This window comes from Pseudodesulfovibrio mercurii (assembly GCF_000189295.2).
Taxonomy (GTDB): Bacteria; Desulfobacterota; Desulfovibrionia; order Desulfovibrionales; family Desulfovibrionaceae; genus Pseudodesulfovibrio; species Pseudodesulfovibrio mercurii.
Window position 1 is genome coordinate 3,070,741 of the sequence record NC_016803.1, and the last position, 16,760, is coordinate 3,087,500.

Consider the following 16,760-nt stretch of genomic DNA (forward strand, 5'->3'; position numbering starts at 1 on the left):
GCTCAGGCGAAGGTCGCGCGCATGGTCTCCATGAGGGAGCGCATGCGGTGGTCGTAGGTGTGTTCGGCCAGGACCCGCCTGCGGGCTGCCGAGGCCACTCTTTCGCGGGCCGCCGGGTCCTTCATGTAGCGCTCGGCCAGGGTCGGAATCTCGTCCGGGGTGGCGTAGCAGACGATCTCGCTGCCGGGCTCGAACAGGTCCTCGATGCCGTGGCGGCGGTCCGTGAGCAGGAAGCCGTTGCAGCAGGGCACGTCGAAGACCCGCTGGTTGGCTGCGCCGGTCATCTGGCGGCTGGTGCAGTTGAAGTTGACGTCGCTCGCCGGATAGAAGTCGGGCAGGTCGTCGTAATAGGAGAGCTCCGGGTGGTAGCGCCAGCCGGAGTGGGCCGAGAACAGCTCCTGCCAGCCGGTGTCGCCGACGATGAGCGGCTCGAAGGGCAGGATGCGCGACACGCAGTCCAGCCGGTAGAGCAGGGTGGCCTGCCAGGTGACGAAGGTCTCGAAGGCCAGCTCGCGCTCGGGGTCGCGGAACGCCTTGTACGCGGCCCGGACCTCGGGGAAGTGCTCGGCCATGAACGGCCCGGCCAGCGGGGCGTCGGACCGGGCAAAGGCCTTGGCCGCCTCCATGCCCGCCCGGAAGAGGGCTTCCGACGGGTTGGCCGCACGGGCGCGCAGCAGGGTCTTGGTCAGCATGGAGTTGCCGACAAAGGAGATGGGCGCGCGCCATGCGTCCACGGGCTCGGTCCGATGGGGCCTGAGCCTGGCGGGGTCCGCGCCGAGCGGCAGGTGGAAGACGTGCTTGAAGCCCATGGCCCGCAGCGGCTCCACGGTGTCCAGGTCCCAGGTAAACAGGGCGGCGCGCGGTTCGAGGAGGTGCTTGTAGACCCCGAGGATGAGGTGCGGGTTGTCCACGAACCAGGAGGCCAGGGGCAGGCCGTAGCGGTTGAGCAGCTCGGCCAGGATGCCCTCGCGGTCCACGCCCAGGTGGTTGACCGTGAGCACGAAGTCCGGCCGGAAGGTCTCGAAGGTCCCGGTCATGGCGGACACGAACTGGTCGAGGTCCATCTCTTTTGCCCCGAGGTCCAGGAGCAGGTGTTCCACGCCGAGCCGTTTGCAGGCGGCTTCGAGTTCGCCGATGAGGAAATATTGGCTGGTCAGCAGGAGGATGCGCGGCGTCGCGCCCCGGAACCTGGGCCAGGCGGTCGGGGATTCATGCATGATTTCCCTCTCTACCGGCCGGGTGCGCTTTTGTCTACAGGTCCGGGCAGGCGCCGTTCTTGGACCGGTACATGGCCTGGTCCGCCCGGTGGGTCATGGACTCCAGGGTGTCGCCCTCCTCGAACCGGGCCAGGCCGTGGCTGAAGGTCACCGGAATCTCGCGCTCCTCGGCGGTCAGGGCGCAGGCCACGCGGCGGGCCAGGGCCTCGGCCTCCTCCGGGCCGCCGTCCAGGAGGATGAGGAACTCGTCCCCGCCCCAGCGGGCCAGGACGTCCGAGGGGCGGATGATCCGCCGGGTGGCCTCGGCCACCTCCTTGAGCACGTTGTCCCCGGCCAGGTGGCCGTAGCGGTCGTTGATGGCCTTGAACTTGTCCAGGTCGAGGATGACCGCCGAGAAGGGCGCGTGGTAGCGGCCCGCCTTGTATTCGAACTGGGCGAAGGCCTCGTCCAGGGCGCGGCGGTTGGCCGCCCCGGTCAGGGGATCGGTCTTGGCCAGCCGCTCCAGGCGGCCCTGGTAGTGGTTGATGGTGATGGTGCAGAGCACGATGATCAGGATGGAGGCCAGCAGGCCGATGGCCACGGTGCGGACGAGGTTGTCGCGGGCCGCGGCCAGGGCCGAGGACTCGCTCTGCTCCACGATGAGGAACCACTTCAGCTCCGGGATGTACCGGGTGGACAGGAGGTAGTGCTCGCCGTCCCAGTCGTACTGGAAGCTGCGCGGGTCGTCGCGGGGCACCAGGATGGCCGGAGCCACGTCGCGGATGCCCCCGTCCCGGGTGATGTAGTCGCGCTCGATGCGCGACTTGTCGCGGTGGACCTGGACCAGGCCGTCCTGGTCCACCAGGTAGACCTCGCGGTGGTAGTCGCGCCGGGCCTTTTCCAGCAGGTCCGTGACCCGGTCGATGTTCAGGCCAACTCCGGCCACGCCCAGGAGGCGGCCGTGTTCGTCCTCCACCCGGAAGTTGACGAAGATGGTCAGCTGGTTGTTCTCGGCCTGGTTGGTGTCCACGTCCAGGGCGAACTCCACGTCCTTGCGCACGAAGGCGTAATACCACACGTCGTGGGGGTCGCGGGCCCCGATCTTCTTCAGGATGCCGTCCTGATAGTAGTAGTTGTCGCTCGCGGCCGAGACGAAGAAGGTGGTCAGGAAGCCGTACTTGTCGCGCAGGTCGGCGAGGTAGCGGGTGATGGCCCCGAGGTCCTTTTCGCCGGACTGGATCCAGTTCTTGAGAAAGGCGTCGTTGGCCATGGAGGTGGAGACCAGGATGGGCCGGAGCATGTCCGAGTGGACCTCGGAATAGATGTTCTTGCCTGTCAGGGGCAGGGCGGAGTTGAGCAGCTCGGCCCGGATCGAGGCGCGGGTGAAGGCGTAGTTGATCAGGCTGGTGGCCAGGAAGGCCGCGAGCAGGATCAGGGTCAGGGCGGTGATGAGCTTGGATTTGGCGGACATGGCGGGAACGTAGGCGAGGACGGGCCGGTAGGCAAGGTTAGAGGTCGTCGGAATCCAGGATGATGGTCACCGGACCCCAGTTGGTGAAATCCAGGTGCATCTCGGCCCCGAACCGGCCCGTGGCGAACCCGGCCGGGGCCAGGGCGCGGGCGTCCTCCGCGAACCGCTCGAACAGGGACTCGGCGATGTACGGGTGGCAGGCGTCGGTGAACGAGGGACGGCGGCCCCTTTTGCAGTCCGCGTAGAGGGTGAACTGGGAGACGAGCAGCAGGTCGCCCCTGATGTCCGTCAGGGACAGGTTGAGCTTGCCGTCCTCGTCGGGAAAGATGCGCAGGTTGAACAGCTTGTCGAGCATCTTGCGCCAGGCCGGGGTCTCGGGAAAGTCCGCCTTGTCCGCCCCGCCGAAGCCGACCAGCACGAGCAGGCCGGTGCCGATCTCGCCCACCGCCGTGCCCTGGACCAGGACGCGCGCGTCCGACACCCGCTGGATGACCACGCGCACGGGCTACTCCCCGCCGCCCTGGGGCTGGGCCGCCGGGGCGGACTGGGCTGCCGGGGCGGACAGCTCCGTGGCGGGCGGGCGGCAGCCGAACTCGTCCCGGACGCAGCTCCGGTACATGGCCCCGAAGAGGAAGAAGCAGACAAAGGCCAGGAAGGCGATGCCGCTCAGGACGCGCCTGGGGTTGGTCCGGGAATCCTTGGGGATGAGCAGGGAGGTCATGATCTTCCCGTAGGACATGCCCCCGATGGTCCCCCGGTCGTCGTCGCGTTTCCGGGCCATCATTCTTCCCAGTAGGTGGCCTTGGACGTGTTCTTCTCCGAGACCGAGACCTCCACCAGGGAGACGTTCTCGGGCATGTTCGACTTGAGGTTCCGGTAGATGAACATGGCCAGGTTCTCGGACGAGGGGTTGATCTCGGTGAAGCACTCCACCTCGTTGAGGTGTTTGTGGTCGAGCTTGTCCAGCACGGTCCGGGTCAGCCGCTTCAGCTCCTTGAAGTCCACCAGGTACTGGACCTTGGGGTCCAGGGTGTCGCCTTCGACCACCACCTCCACGCCGAAGTTGTGGCCGTGCATGTTCTCGCACTTGCCGCAGTAGTTGCGCAGCTGGTGCGAAGCCGAAAACTCCTGGGTAATGGTCAATTTCCATTTGCCGGGCATCACTTGGACTCCTTGTATTCGTGCGGCCGCATGCCGTTCCCCTTGAAGGCCTCGGCCGGATACTTTCTCTCGTTGATTTCGCATTTTTCGTGGGCCGCTGCAACCAGGTCGATGCCCATTTCGTCGGCCAGCCGGACCAGGTAGATGAGCACGTCGGCCATCTCCAGGGCCACGGCCCGCTTGCGCTCGTCCGAGACCGTCCGGCTCTCCTCCGGGGTCAGCCACTGGAACAGCTCGTTCAGCTCCCCGACCTCGCCGGTCAGGGCCATGACCAGGTTCTTGGGCGACTGGTGCCGTTGCCAGTTGCGGTCCTCGACGAATTTGCGATGCCGCTCGTTCAGCTCGGCCAGTGAATCCATGATCGCTCCTCGTATGCGCCGGCGGCGTCGCCCGCTATTTCTTTTTCCCGAGCAGGTTTTCCCGCAGCTTGCGGGCCAGTTCCTTGCGGGCCGGTTCCAAGCCCTCGCGGTAGCCCTGGGCGTCGCCGTATTCGAAGAAGGTCCGGTAGTGGCCGTGCACGGACTTGACCGGGCGGGCGTGGCGCACGGGGCACCAGTACTGCTCGGTGCGGGCGGCCACCTCGCGGACGTAGGCGATGACCCCGTTGAAGTAGCCGCAGTACATGCAGTTCACCTTCTCCAGCCAGTTCAGGTAGCCCAGGTGCTGGCGGTCGATGACAACGTAGTCGCGCCGCCGGGCGAAGGGGATGCCGTAGATGGGGAAGCAGAGGAACTGGTAGATGGTCACCACCACGTCCAGGATCACGCAGGGGATGAGCGCCCCCCAGATGATCGGGATGGTCAGGATGATCAGCGGCCCGGAGTCGTAGACATAGTCCAGCCACTTCTTCAGGAAGGCGCGCTGCTTGGCCCGCACCTCGCGGGTGAAGCGGACCTTGCGTCGCTGGATGGTGTATTCGAGGCCCTCGCGCCGGGCCTGAAGCTCCTGTTCCAGCTCGGTCTCGAGTTCCTCGATCTTTTGCAGCAGTTCGTTGATTCGGGTCATGGGTCCTTCCCGGAGATTGCGTGGTTGCGTGTGGTTGCTTGCGCGGCCGCCGGGTCCGGCTTCCGGACCGCGCCGGGGGGTGCGCATGGAGCATGGTGGGCGAGCGCGGCCCGGTTTGTCAACCGGCAAAAAAACGGCCCCGCCGAGGCGGGGCCGTGAGGATCATGAAGGAAACCGGATTGCCTAGCTGCGGCGGAAGCGCCGGACCAGGGGCAGGCAGAGCATGCCGAGGCCCAGGAGCAGCCAGGTGGACGGCTCGGGCACGGTGGTGGTGTCGCCGTAGGTTCCCCGGCCGATGAACGCCTGCTCGTAGCCGTTGTCCACCTGGGAGGTGGTGATCTCCAGGGAGATCATGTCGTAGATGCTGTCGTCGGTCCAAGCGGCCAGGAATTCGTTCAGCGCGGGCAGGATGGCGGCATAGGCCGCGTTGTTGGCGCCGAGGTTGTGCGAGAAGATCTCGCCGTCGTATTCGACGTCGCCGCCGGAGAGCACATAACCGGTCGTGGGCAGGAGGTCGCCGGGGTTGTCTTCGGCGGGGAGCTCATAGCTCGTCGTCGGGTCGGTGAGATAGTAGATTCCGTACACAGCCGAAGTCGAGCTGCTCCAGATGGTGAGCGTGGCGATGATGTAGAGATCCTGATCGCCGCCGGTCTCGTTGTTGTTGAAGTAGAAGATCGGGATATCGCCGTCCAGGTAGGCGACCAGGGCGTCGATGTTCATGTCCCACGTGGTCGAATTGTCGGCATAGATGCCGTTGTTCGAGGTCGGGTCGGCATAGGTTATGGTGGAATAGGGATTGTAGTTGTTCGGCACCGCGTAGGCGTCCTCGAACCCGGTCGTATTAGCGGCGTCCCCCTCGGAGCCCGTCATGATGACGATATCGTCAGCGAGCTGGCCCGGTCCGGATGCCACGTAGTACGGGTCGCCCGAGTTGAGGGTCGTGTCGCCGGAGTTGTAGACGTAGTTCAGGATGGGCAGCGAATAGGAATAGAAATCGCCGTATTGCCGCGCCAATCCGGTGCTCAGGTCGGGCAGGTACAACGCCTCGGCCCGTTCGGGCTGGGCGGTGACGAATATGCCGATAACGAAAAGAAGGGTGATGATGGTTCTCTTCATGATGTTTCCTCGTAGCTTCTAGGTGACCGTCCGGCATCAAGTGCGCGTCGGACTTCTTATAGATAAATCGTTAGCAAGAAGCGCGCCAACCACAACATGTCGGTTTTATTGATTGATTGGCGGGTCAGGATCGTGTTCGGTCTGTGAAGTTTTCCGACATTCAATAAAATTTTACACTTTTTGTCCTGAATATATGTTGTCTATCGGTTTGATAGACGAAATACGGTTCCATCGGTGTCAGACATTTGGGGTGATTGGTGACGGAACCTATGGATGCGACGGCCTGAATGGGATTCCGCAGGGGTGAGAGCTCGCGGGGCCGGGGATGGCCAGTGAAACCGACGTGTTGGCGTGCAAATGTCCCTGTAAGAAATTTCGACAGGTCCGGCGCCCCCCGGATGGGCCGCGAGCGGGCTAAAGGAGTTCGGCCTCGGCCTCGGCGCGATAGGTCCTGGCGTCGCCGTTCTGCCAGGCCTCGACCTCCTTCCAGAAGTCGCGGCCGGGATAGACCTTCCAGCCGTTGCCCAACCGCAGGTTGACCACGGCCTCGCGGGTGATGATGCCCAGGTTCACGCTGGTGGTGCCCGGGTAGCGCTTGAGGATCGCCTTCAGGGCGTTGAGATGCCCGTCCTCCGCATGCTTTTCGCCGATCCACAGGGAGACCGGCTGGTCCGAGCCCTGGACCGCGTCGGCCAGGTACACGACCTTGTCGGCCAGGATCTTGGCGGACTTGGGCGCGTCCTCGGGGCCGGGCTGGTCGTCGCGCTGGTCTATCTTGCCCTGGACCAGCAGGGGGCGGTCCGCGTCGAGCAGCTCGCGCGCCTCGGCGTAGACGTTGGGCAGCATGGTGATCTCGCCGTAGGTGGTCAGGTCCTCGGCGTTGCAGAAGGCCATGGGGTCGCCCTTGCGGGTGATGTGCTGTTTGAAATCCGGGATGATCACGGCCACGCGCACCTCGGTGCCGTTGGGGATGGTCTTGCAATCCTCCAGCGTCACGGTGCGCAGCCGCTGCATGTCGTGGCGGTAGGCCAGGAGCGGGTGGCCGGACAGGAAAAAGCCGAGGACCTCCTTTTCCAGCTGGAGCTTTTCGCGGTCCTCGAACTCCTCGCACAGGGAGCAGGTGGGCTGCGCGGTCGCGTCGGATTTGCCGCCCCCGCCGAGCAGGTCCAGCATGTTGAGCATGCCCGACTCCTTCTCCTTGGCCTTTTTCTGGCCCAGGGCCACGGCCTTGTCCAGGTCCTCGAGCAGGGCGGCCCGCGAGCAGGAGAAGCAGTCCAGGGCGCCCGCCTTGATGAGCGACTCCAGGACCCGCTTGGTCACGCGGCGCAGGTTCACCCGCTCGCAGAAGTCGAAGATGTTCAGGAAGGGGCCTTGCTCCGCGCGCTCGGCCACGATCTCGTTGATGGCCTCCTCGCCCACGTTCTTGATGGCCGCCATGGCGAAGAGAATCTCCCCGTTCTTGACCGAAAAGCGCGCCTGGCCCGCGTTGATGTCCGGCTGGCGGACGGTGATGTCCATGTCGCGGCAGGCGTTGACGTACATGATGATCTTGTCGGTGTTGTTCATTTCCGTGGACATCAGCGCGGCCATGAACTCCACCGGGAAATGGGCCTTGAGGTAGGCGGTGTGGTAGGAGATGAGCGCGTAGGCGGCCGAGTGGGACTTGTTGAAGCCGTAGGCCGCGAACTTCTCCATGGTGTCGAAGATGTCGTTGGCCACGGCGTCGTCGATGCCGTTCTCGCGCGAGCCCTCCAGGAACCGGGAGCGCTGCTTGGCCATCTCCTCGGCGATCTTCTTGCCCATGGCCCGGCGCAGCAGGTCGCCTTCACCCAGGGAGTAGTTGGCGATGACCATGGCCGTGGCCATGACCTGCTCCTGGTAGACCATGACCCCGTAGGTGGGCTTGAGGGTCTCCTCCAGCGACGGGTGCGGGTAGGTGACCGCGATCTCGCCGTGCTTGCGCATGATGAACTCGTCGACCATGGACACGCCGTGGGAGCCGATCATGCCCAAGGGGCCGGGCCTGTACAGGGCGAGCATGGCCACGATGTCCTCGAAGCAGTCCGGGCCCAGCATGCGCAGGTACTTGCGCATGCCCGACGACTCCACCTGGAAGATGCCGTCCGTGTCGCCCTTGGCGAAGATGGCGAAGGTCTCGGGGTCGTCCAGGTGCAGGGTCTCCAGGTCCGGGGCCTTCTTGCCCTGCTCGCGGATGATGTCCAGGCAGTCCTCGATGACCGTCATGGTGCGCAGCCCCAGGAAGTCGAACTTGATCAGCCCGACCTTCTCGACCTTCTTCATGTCGAACTGGGTCACGATTTCGCCCTTCTTCCCCTTGTACAGCGGAAGGTACTCGGTCATGGGCTTGTTCGAGATGACCACGCCCGCCGCGTGGGTCGAGGCGTGGCGGCACAGGCCTTCGAGGCGCGTTGAAATATCTATGAGTTTCGCCACCTTGGGGTCGGTGGCGACCATGTCGTCCAGCTCGGTCACGGCCTTGACCGCGTTGGGCACGGTGATCTTGGCCTTTTCCACGCCGAGCAGCTTGGCCATGACCGCCGGGTCGTCCGGGATGAGCTTGGCGATGCGGTCGGTCTCGCCGAAGGACATGCCGAGCGCCCGGCCCACGTCCTTGATGACCGCCTTGGTCTTCATGGTCCCGAAGGTGGTGATCTGGGCCACCCGGTCCACGCCGTACTTCTCGGCGCAGTACTTGACCACCTCCAGCCGGCGGCGCTCGCAGAAGTCCACGTCGATATCGGGCATGGACACGCGCTCCACGTTCAGGAAGCGCTCGAAGAGCAGGTCGTAGGGCAGGGGGTCGAGGTTGGTGATCTTCAGCGACCAGGCCACGATGGACCCGGCGGCCGAGCCTCGGCCGGGGCCCACCGGGATGCGGTGGTCCTTGGCCCAGTTGATGAAGTCCTGGACGATGAGGAAGTAGGCCGGGAAGCCCATTTGCTTGATGACCCCCAGCTCGTAGTCCAGCCGCTTCCAGTATTTTCCCTCGTCCACCTCGTAGGTGATGGTGTTCAGGCGGCGCTGGAGGCCCTCGCGGCACAGCCGCTCGAACTCCTCGTTCATGGACACGCCTTCGGGCAGCTTGTATTCCGGGAAATAGTAGTTGCCCAGCTCGATCTCGAGGTTGCACTGCTCGGCGATGCGCTGGGTGTTCAGGATGGCCTCGGGCACGTGGGCAAAGGCCTTCTCCATCTCCTCCGGGGTCTTGAAATAGAGCTCCTTCGTCTCCATGCGGAAGCGCTTTTCCGCGTCCACCGTGGTCTGGGTCTGGATGCACAGCAGGGTGTCGTGGGCCTCGAAGTCCTCGGCGGTCAGGTAGTGGCAGTCGTTGGTGGCCACCAGGGGCAGGCCGGTCTTCTCGGCGCACTTGACGAGCAGCTCGTTGAGCCGCGTCTGCTTGCCGATGCCGTTGTCCTGGAGTTCCAGGTAGAAGTTGCCAGGGAAGATGGACTCGTAGGTCCGGGCCATGTCCGCGCCCGCCTCGAGACCCTCGTTCATGAGCTTGCGCGGGATTTCGCCCGCCAGGCAGGCGGACAGGGCGATGAGCCCCTCGGAGTACTTCTTGAGCAGGTGCTTGCTGACGCGCGGCTTGTAGTAGAAGCCGTCCAGGTAGCCGGTGGAGACCAGCTTGATCAGGTTCTTGTATCCGCGCTGGTTCTTGGCCAGGAGGATCAGGTGGTAGCCGCCGCCGTGCTCCTTGCGCAGGTGGGCCTCCTCGTCGTCCACGTCGCCCTCGGCCACGTACACCTCGCAGCCGATGATCGGCTTGATGCCCAGCTCCTTGGCGGCCATGTAGAAGACCACGGCCCCGAACATGGACCCGTGGTCGGTGATGGCCACGGCGGGCATGCCCAGGTCCTTGGCCCTGGTCAGCAGGTCGTTGATGCGGATGGCGCCGTCCAGCAGGCTGTATTCAGTATGGACGTGAAGATGAACGAATTCGGCCACTTAATAAAACTCCTTATGCGCGATTTCGGATGATAGCGTAAAGCGTGGGGGAGTTCCAGCGGGGATTATTCGAGGTCTTCGAGCGCGGCAAGATCTTGGGACAGCGCCTTGAATATCCGGTCCGCTGACGAACCGGGGTATGCTTCGGTAAGGGGCCGGAGGATGTCCCGCCCCCTCCGGAAACAATCCATAGCTTGCTCCGGGCCCCCCATTGGTCTCAAAATGGTGCCGTGAGCGCCGAGGCTTGCGGCTAAATCGAGCGTGAATCTTGCTGGATTGTCCTTGGCGAGGATTTCGTAGATTTCCACTGCCATTTCGATCGCGTCCAGGGCTTCCTTGCTTCTCCCTATGTTCGCGTAACGTCCAGAAGCATTGTTGAGGCTCAAGGCTAAGTTCGGCAAGAATCGATCCGGGTTGCTCTTGGCGAGTTGCTTATAGGCGGTAACAGCTCTTTCAATAGCATTCAGGGCCTTCTGATATTTCTCGATGTCTGAGTAGCGGTTTGAAGCATTGTTGAGGCTCGCGGCCAAGCCTGGCAAAAAACGGTCCGGATTGCTTCTAGCGAGCACTTCTCTAATTTTCACGGCCCTTTCGATCGCGTCCAGGGCTTCCTTGCTTTTCTCGATGTCCGCGTAACGTCCCGAAGCGTTGTTGAGGCTCGCGGCCAAGCCTGGCAAAAAACGGTCCGGATTGCTTCTAGCGAGCACTTCTCTAATTTTCACGGCCCTTTCGATCGCGTCCAGGGCTTCCTTGCTTTTCGCGATGTCCGCGTAACGTCCCGAAGCGTTGTTGAGGCTCATGGCCAAGTCCGGCAAAAAACGGTCCGGATTGCTTCTAGCGAGCATTTCGTAGATTTCGACGGCCCTTTCGATCGCGTCCAGGGCTTCCTTGCTTTTCTCGATGTCCGCGTAACGTCCCGAAGCGTTGTTGAGGCTCGCGGCCAAGCCTGGCAAAAAACGGTCCGGATTGCTTCTAGCGAGCACTTCTCTAATTTTCACGGCCCTTTCGATCGCGTCCAGGGCTTCCTTGCTTTTCTCGATGTCCGCGTAACGTCCCGAAGCGTTGTTGAGGCTCATGGCCAAGTCCGGCAAAAAACGGTCCGGATTGCTTCTAGCGAGCATTTCGTAGATTTCGACGGCCCTTTCGATCGCGTCCAGGGCTTCTTTGCTTTTCCCGATCTCCGCGTAGCGGTTTGAAGCGTTGTTGAGGCTCGCGGCCAAGTCCGGTAAGAACCGGTCCGGATTATTCTTGGCGAGCATTTCGTTGTTTTCGACGGCCCTTTCGATCGCGTCCAGGGCTTCCTTGCTTTTCCCGATGTCCGCGTAGCGTTTTGAAGCGTTGTTGAGGCTCGCGACCAAGTCCGACAAAAAACGGTCCGGATTGCTTCTAGCGAGCATTTCGTTGATTTCGACGGCCCTTTCGATCGCGTCCAGGGCTTCTTTGCTTTTTCCGATCTCCGTGTAGCAGGTTGAAGCATTGTTGAGGCTCGCGGCCAAGTCCGGCAAAAAACGGTCCGGATTGCTTCTAGCGAGCACTTCTCTGATTTTCACGGCCCTTTCGATCGCGTCCAGGGCTTCCTTGCTTTTCCCGATCTCCGTGTAGCAGTTTGAAGCGTTGTTGAGGCTCGCGGCCAAGTCCGGTAAGAACCGGTCCGGATTATTCTTGGCGAGCACTTCTCTGATTTTTACGGCTCTTTCGATCGCGTCCAGGGCTTCCTTGCTTTTCCCGATCTCCGCGTAGCGGTTTGAAGCGTTGCTGAGGCTCATGGCCAAGTCCGGTAAGAACCGGTCCGGATTATCCTTGGCGAGCATTTCGTTGATTTCGACGGCCCTTTCGATCGCGTCCAGGGCTTCCTTGCTTTTCCCGATCTCCGTGTAGCTGTTTGAAGCGTTGTTGAGGCTCAAGGCTAAGTTCGGCAAAAAACGGTCCGGATTGCTCTTGGCGAGTTGCTCATAGGCGTCCACGGCCCTTTTGACTGCGTTCAGCGCTTTCTGAAATTTCCCGATGTCCGTGTATCGGTTTGAAGCGTTGTTTAGGGCCATGGCCAGATCCGGTAAGAATCGGTTCGGATTGTCCTTGGCGAGTTTCCCATAGGTGTCCGCGGCTTTTTTGATTGCACCCAGCGCTTTCTCGCTTTTCCCAATTAGCGCGTAGTTATTCGAAGCGTTGTTGAGAAATCCCGCTCTGTCGGACATGTCTAATTTCGCGTACCTCAATACATTCTCACAAGCGGCGGCACATAATGCGGCCATGCCGTGCGGAGGGTCGACTCCAGCCAGGAAAATCAGCTTGTCATCCAGCCGGTCCAGTTGGCCGAGGTGAGCGGCCAGTATTTCGACCGGGGTCGGCTCGAGGTCCAACTCGACCTTCATGTCCGAACCGATGCGGCAAAGATTGTCCTGCCATTGTCCGTCAGGGGCGTTGAGAATGGCCTGCCGGACCAGTTCCGGCGCCAGGTGTTTGTTGTCCGCCAGCACCTGGCCCACGAAACCGGCGCCCACGATAGGCGGCTGGATGGCGGGGAATGTCTCGTCTTCGGTACGCAGCCAGCCCGCTTCCATCAATTCCCTTTTGACTTCCCAATGCGGCGCGATGCCCAATGATTTCCAGGTTTGCTCATCAAGCGCCCGGACGGTGTCCCAGGATAGGGTCCCTGCCATGGTGGCCATGGCCAACAGCCGCTCCAAGACGTACTCCGCTCCGTGGAGTGTCTTCGAGAAGCTGCGGATTTTCTTCAGCTCCCTGTCGACGAGGGCTTGGATGATTTCGGGAGCCGTATACGACAGTATCTTCCGTTCCGGCCAGAGCGCCGAGAACACGCCGGTGGCCGTCAGGTAGAGAGGCAGGCTGTTTGCTGTATCCGCCTCCATCCAGGCTCGTGCCATTTCTTCCGAGAAGGGTTCCGGCAGCGTACCGCCCACATCGGCGGCGGCCTCCTGCGCCTTGTTCATGATATACTGGGCGTCTTCTGGGCCGATGGGGGAGAGCGGAATCGGGTCGTGATCGATCAGGCTGCTGATGTTGTGCTGCACCATCCGCTCCCGCCATTCGTTGAAGGTCGTTCTCGTGAGAAATAGAATCCGGATTTTGTGAGAGCCGTCCAAGGCCGCCAGATCGTCAAATAAGTCCTCCACCTGTTCGCGCCGTTCCTCCGGGTTGTCGACGATAAGCAGTGTGCCTGCGCCCCCTTGTCGGTATGCTCGGTCCTTGCCATCCAATTTGGCGAATCCGGCGGACCAGTCTTCCTTGTGCAGACCGAGGGCGAATTCGCCCGCAAGCCGCGACTTTCCGGCGCCGCCGGGTCCGCTGAGGATCTTCAGGGAAATGGGATTGTCGTCATCCACCCATGCGCGGAGGGCCTTCTTCTCCTCGTCCCGGCCGACCATCCTGGCGATGGCGATCCGCCAATCCAGCAGATCGAAAATGCGAGGTTTGTTTTGGGCCTTTCGGAAAGGAACGGGAAGCGGAGGCAGGGTCGCCCCTTCTTTCGTTCCGGGCGAGGCGAGCGTGAAGTTGAGGAGGGTGAATGATCCCAGACTGAATTTGACCAATGCCATTCCGAGGTCCGACATGAATGGTTACCTGCCTGTATGATCGATGACTATATATTCTTCCGGGTATGATGCCTTGAGATTGCAAGAAATACAAGCCCATCCCCATTCTCCCGTGAAAACAGTCGCTTGCCATGGCGAACACCGGCTCGGCCCCCGGTTGCGGACGTTCGCAATCAATTCATTATTGACCACATATAGGTGCAACGGTAAGGTGTGGGGAATAAAAACAATCCTTTTCCCGGACCCGGTCCGGCATGCGGGAGCATCATGGCTGAACAGGCCGAGCGCAAGGTTGACGAACAGACGATCCGGGAGATCCTCAACTCCGGAGACGTGACCGCGTTTTTCCAGCCGGTGGTCTCCATCACCACCAAGTCCATCATCGGTTTCGAGGTCTTTTCCCGGGCGGGGCGGGATTCCGGGGTCGGTTCGGACGCCCTCTTCAACGAGGGATTGAGTCCGGACATCACCGTGGAGGTGGACCGGTTGTGCCGGGCCAGGGCCCTGGAGCAGTTCAAGCCCATTCACGCCGCGCACGACCGGCTGCTCCTGTTCCTGAACATCAACCCGAAGATATTCCCCCAGGTGGGCAAGGGGAGCATGGTCGTGGCGGACCAGGCCAGGGCGGCCGGGATCGACCCGGCCAACGTGGTCCTGGAGTGCCCGATGAACACCCCGTACCTCGATGCCATCGAGCACTACTCCGGACTGGTGCGCGAGGCCGGGTTCTCCACCTGTTTCGACAACTGCGCCGTGGATCACCCCTTCAGCTACAGCCTGAACCGCGTTCGGCCCGGTTACGTCAAGATCAACCGGTCCTTCTTCGCCCCGGAGGACGGGGACGAAAACGCGGGCAGGACCCTGGAGGCGTTCATGAGCCTGGCCCGCCGGGTGGGCTGCGTGGTCGTGGCCCAGTGCGTGGAGAGCGAGGAGGAGTCCCTGCGCCTCCTGGAGGCCGGGGTCAACCTGCAACAGGGCTACTACTACACCAAGGAGGACGAGGACCGGAGCAACGATCCGGCCAGGCTGTTCTTCGACAAGGTGGCGGCCACCCACGACAAATACAAGGCCCTCAAGCACCGGCAGGTCCGCGGCAAGAAGGAGCTGTACGGCGACATCTTCCGCACCGCGACCGCCATCTGCAACAAGCTCGCTAACCTGACCGAGGACCGTTTCGAGGAAGGGTGCCGGTCCCTGGTTCAGGGCCGGAAGGGGGTCATCTCCCTGTTCGTGGTGGACGACCGGGGGGTGCAGGTCACCCGCCGGATCCACACGGGCAAGAGCGCCGGGGCGGCGGGCGGCACGGGCAAGGGCGCGGACCTTTCGGCCGAGGACTACGTCCTCTACCTGGACATGGGCTACGACCGGTTCGTCACCCCGCCGTTCCTGTCCCCCTACACCGGCGGGCGGGCCTGCCTGGTCAGCCGTCCCTTCTTCAGCCTGAGCGGCCTGCGCTACACGGCCTGCATGGAGATGTCCTGCTAGCCGGGACCATTGACATCGGGCTGCGAAAACGGTCCATTGCCATGACGAACCCAGACCCGGAGCCGTTGTGGAACCGCTGACCGACGTGACCGCCTACCTGTGGGGCCGACTGCCCCTGATCCTGCTCTTCGTGTGCGGGTATCTGGTGTACCAGCTCATGGCGGCCACGCGGATCACCGACGGGTTCGTGGCCTGGGCCCTGCGGCGCAGCCGGGGGCACCCCCGGCGGGTCCTGTTCTACATCATCGCGGCCTCGGCCGTGCTCTCGTCCTTCATCCCCAACACCATCACGGTCCTCACCCTGATCCCGGTGCTGAAACGCCTGGATCGCGACTTCGCGGACCGGGGGGTGACCGGCATGACCACGGTGCTCATGTGCTCGGCCATCTACGGCGCGGCCATCGGCGGCATGGGGTCGCCCATCGGCTCGCCCGCCAACGCCGTGCTCTTCGCGGCCCTGGACCTGTTCCAGGTGGCCGGTCGCGACCAGCTGACCTTCTTCAACTGGTTCCTGTGGTCCGTGCCCCTGGTGGCGGCCTTTGTGGCGGCGGCCTGGTTCGTGGCCGCAGGCCTGGGGCTGCCCGGGGCGGCGCGCGGCGTGACCCTCGACCTGTCCGGCCCGGCCGGGACCGGGGCCGACGCCCGCCAGCGCTACGGCGCGCGCCTCTTCTGGCTGTACATGGGCTACTTCGTGCTCGAGGCCGTGGCCAGGGAGAACATGGCCGGGTTCGCGGCGGTCTCGCCCGTGGTCAGCCTGGGGTTCGCCGCGCTCTTCCTCTGGCTGCTCTTCGTCCGACGCGCCCCGGACGGGGGCGGACGGTCCGGGCCGCTGCTCCGGGCCGGGGACCTGCTTAAGTCCGTGCCGCGCCGGGGGCTGGTCTTCATTCTGGTGCTGGCCGCGCTGGTGGGCGTGGTCCACTGGACCGGGCTGGACCACAGGACCGTGGCCCTGGCGGGCAGCCTGCTCAAGGGCGACATGGACCCGCGCCTGCTCTTCCTGGTGACCATCCTGGCGGTCATCTTCCTGACCGAGGTCCTGTCCAACACCGCCGTGGTGGCCGCCTTCTTCACCATCGCCTTCTACGCGGCCAAGGGGCACGGGATGGACCCGCTGCCGCTGATGATCGCGGTTGGCGTGGCCTCCACCTGTGCCTTCATGACCCCCATCGCCACCACCTCCAACGCCCTGGCCTTCGGCGAGATGAAGGGCGCGTCCCTCAAGGTCATGCTCGGCCTGGGCTTCGTGCTCAACGTGCTCGGCGCCCTGCTCATGACCGGCTGGCTCTCCTGGGTCCTGCCCCGTCTCTACTAGGCGAACCCGCGGGTTCGGGCGGGGGCGGGGAGGGCGTTTGCGGCCCGCACCTATATATAATGAAAGGGTCCTCCGGGAGGCGTCGTGCGACCCGTGAAAAACTATGTAATTATTTCAGCATGTTGATTATAAAAGCACATTTTTTTGAAAAAAGCCCTTGACCCCTGGAAGGGTTTCCCCTAGAACTCCTCTTCGCCGCTGGGGAACGCCCTGAAGACGACCTCGGCGGCCTGTTCTTTCTCAAATATATTGAACGGTTGGCACCTTCCAAAGCGACCTGAAAAAAGTTGCAGAAAGGTGTTGACGAGGCCAAGCGAAACGCTTAGCTTGCCCCTCCCGCCCAACAGCGGGAACCGACACCGGGATCGACGAAAAAAAGTTGAAAAAGGTGTTGACGGGGGAAAGCCGAAAGCATAGGTTGCCCCTCCTGCCTCCGGGCAGGGTCCGCACCCGGATCGACTAAAAAGTTGGAAAAAGGTGTTGACTTGGGA

The 16,760-nt window shown here is 62.9% G+C and carries 12 protein-coding genes; 2 read left to right on the top strand and 10 right to left on the bottom strand.

The window, feature by feature from the left end; translation table 11 throughout:
• Positions 1–2: 2 nt before the first annotated feature.
• The 10 genes from DND132_RS13870 to DND132_RS17790 form a co-directional block, all read right to left on the bottom strand.
• Positions 3–1,217: a CgeB family protein gene (locus DND132_RS13870; RefSeq protein ID WP_014323386.1), complete on the bottom strand. Its 1,215-nt coding sequence runs from the start codon at positions 1,215–1,217 to the stop codon at positions 3–5.
• A 34-nt stretch (positions 1,218–1,251) separates the two neighbouring features.
• Positions 1,252–2,667, bottom strand: coding sequence for a sensor domain-containing diguanylate cyclase (locus DND132_RS13875; protein WP_014323387.1), 1,416 nt, complete (start codon positions 2,665–2,667; stop codon positions 1,252–1,254).
• Positions 2,668–2,704: 37 nt separating this feature from the next.
• Positions 2,705–3,169: a D-aminoacyl-tRNA deacylase gene (gene dtd, locus DND132_RS13880; protein ID WP_014323388.1), complete on the bottom strand. Its 465-nt coding sequence runs from the start codon at positions 3,167–3,169 to the stop codon at positions 2,705–2,707.
• 3 nt (positions 3,170–3,172) lie between these two features.
• On the bottom strand, positions 3,173–3,448 hold the full coding sequence (locus tag DND132_RS13885; RefSeq protein ID WP_014323389.1) for a hypothetical protein: 276 nt from the start codon (positions 3,446–3,448) through the stop codon (positions 3,173–3,175).
• Positions 3,448–3,828: a 6-carboxytetrahydropterin synthase QueD gene (queD, locus tag DND132_RS13890; protein ID WP_014323390.1), complete on the bottom strand. Its 381-nt coding sequence runs from the start codon at positions 3,826–3,828 to the stop codon at positions 3,448–3,450. The genes DND132_RS13885 and queD overlap by 1 nt, the downstream gene beginning before the upstream one ends.
• Positions 3,828–4,187, bottom strand: a complete 360-nt coding sequence (locus DND132_RS13895) for a nucleotide pyrophosphohydrolase (protein WP_014323391.1) — start codon at positions 4,185–4,187, stop codon at positions 3,828–3,830. The genes queD and DND132_RS13895 overlap by 1 nt, the downstream gene beginning before the upstream one ends.
• Positions 4,188–4,221: 34 nt before the next feature.
• Entirely contained in the window at positions 4,222–4,833 is a 612-nt protein-coding gene (locus tag DND132_RS13900; RefSeq protein WP_014323392.1) for a hypothetical protein, read from the bottom strand.
• A 183-nt stretch (positions 4,834–5,016) separates the two neighbouring features.
• On the bottom strand, positions 5,017–5,949 hold the full coding sequence (locus DND132_RS13905) for a PEP-CTERM sorting domain-containing protein (protein WP_014323393.1): 933 nt from the start codon (positions 5,947–5,949) through the stop codon (positions 5,017–5,019).
• Between the two features lie 414 nt (positions 5,950–6,363).
• Entirely contained in the window at positions 6,364–9,918 is a 3,555-nt protein-coding gene (gene dnaE / locus DND132_RS13910; protein ID WP_014323394.1) for a DNA polymerase III subunit alpha, read from the bottom strand.
• Positions 9,919–9,983: 65 nt separating this feature from the next.
• Positions 9,984–13,490 (bottom strand): tetratricopeptide repeat protein, encoded by a 3,507-nt coding sequence (locus DND132_RS17790; protein ID WP_014323395.1) that lies wholly within the window; start codon positions 13,488–13,490, stop codon positions 9,984–9,986.
• A 249-nt stretch (positions 13,491–13,739) separates the two neighbouring features.
• Between DND132_RS17790 and DND132_RS13920 the strand changes: the two genes are divergently transcribed.
• Both DND132_RS13920 and DND132_RS13925 read left to right on the top strand, forming a co-directional pair.
• Positions 13,740–14,957 carry an EAL domain-containing protein gene (locus DND132_RS13920; RefSeq protein ID WP_014323396.1) on the top strand — a complete coding sequence of 406 codons (1,218 nt, stop codon included), beginning with the start codon at positions 13,740–13,742 and terminating at the stop codon, positions 14,955–14,957.
• Between the two features lie 67 nt (positions 14,958–15,024).
• Positions 15,025–16,269 carry an SLC13 family permease gene (locus DND132_RS13925; protein ID WP_014323397.1) on the top strand — a complete coding sequence of 415 codons (1,245 nt, stop codon included), beginning with the start codon at positions 15,025–15,027 and terminating at the stop codon, positions 16,267–16,269.
• The last annotated feature ends 491 nt before the right edge of the window (positions 16,270–16,760 follow it).

Excerpts from the sequence above, each read along its gene's own strand:
- DND132_RS13870 (WP_014323386.1), bottom strand. The coding sequence starts at position 1,217 with ATGCATGAATCCCCGACCGCCTGGCCCAGGTTCCGGGGCGCGACGCCG.
- DND132_RS13875 (WP_014323387.1), bottom strand. The coding sequence starts at position 2,667 with ATGTCCGCCAAATCCAAGCTCATCACCGCCCTGACCCTGATCCTGCTC.
- DND132_RS13885 (WP_014323389.1), bottom strand. The coding sequence starts at position 3,448 with ATGGCCCGGAAACGCGACGACGACCGGGGGACCATCGGGGGCATGTCC.
- queD (WP_014323390.1), bottom strand. The coding sequence starts at position 3,828 with ATGCCCGGCAAATGGAAATTGACCATTACCCAGGAGTTTTCGGCTTCG.
- DND132_RS13895 (WP_014323391.1), bottom strand. The coding sequence starts at position 4,187 with ATGGATTCACTGGCCGAGCTGAACGAGCGGCATCGCAAATTCGTCGAG.
- DND132_RS13900 (WP_014323392.1), bottom strand. The coding sequence starts at position 4,833 with ATGACCCGAATCAACGAACTGCTGCAAAAGATCGAGGAACTCGAGACC.
- DND132_RS13905 (WP_014323393.1), bottom strand. The coding sequence starts at position 5,949 with ATGAAGAGAACCATCATCACCCTTCTTTTCGTTATCGGCATATTCGTC.
- DND132_RS17790 (WP_014323395.1), bottom strand. The coding sequence starts at position 13,490 with ATGTCGGACCTCGGAATGGCATTGGTCAAATTCAGTCTGGGATCATTC.
- DND132_RS13920 (WP_014323396.1), top strand. The coding sequence starts at position 13,740 with ATGGCTGAACAGGCCGAGCGCAAGGTTGACGAACAGACGATCCGGGAG.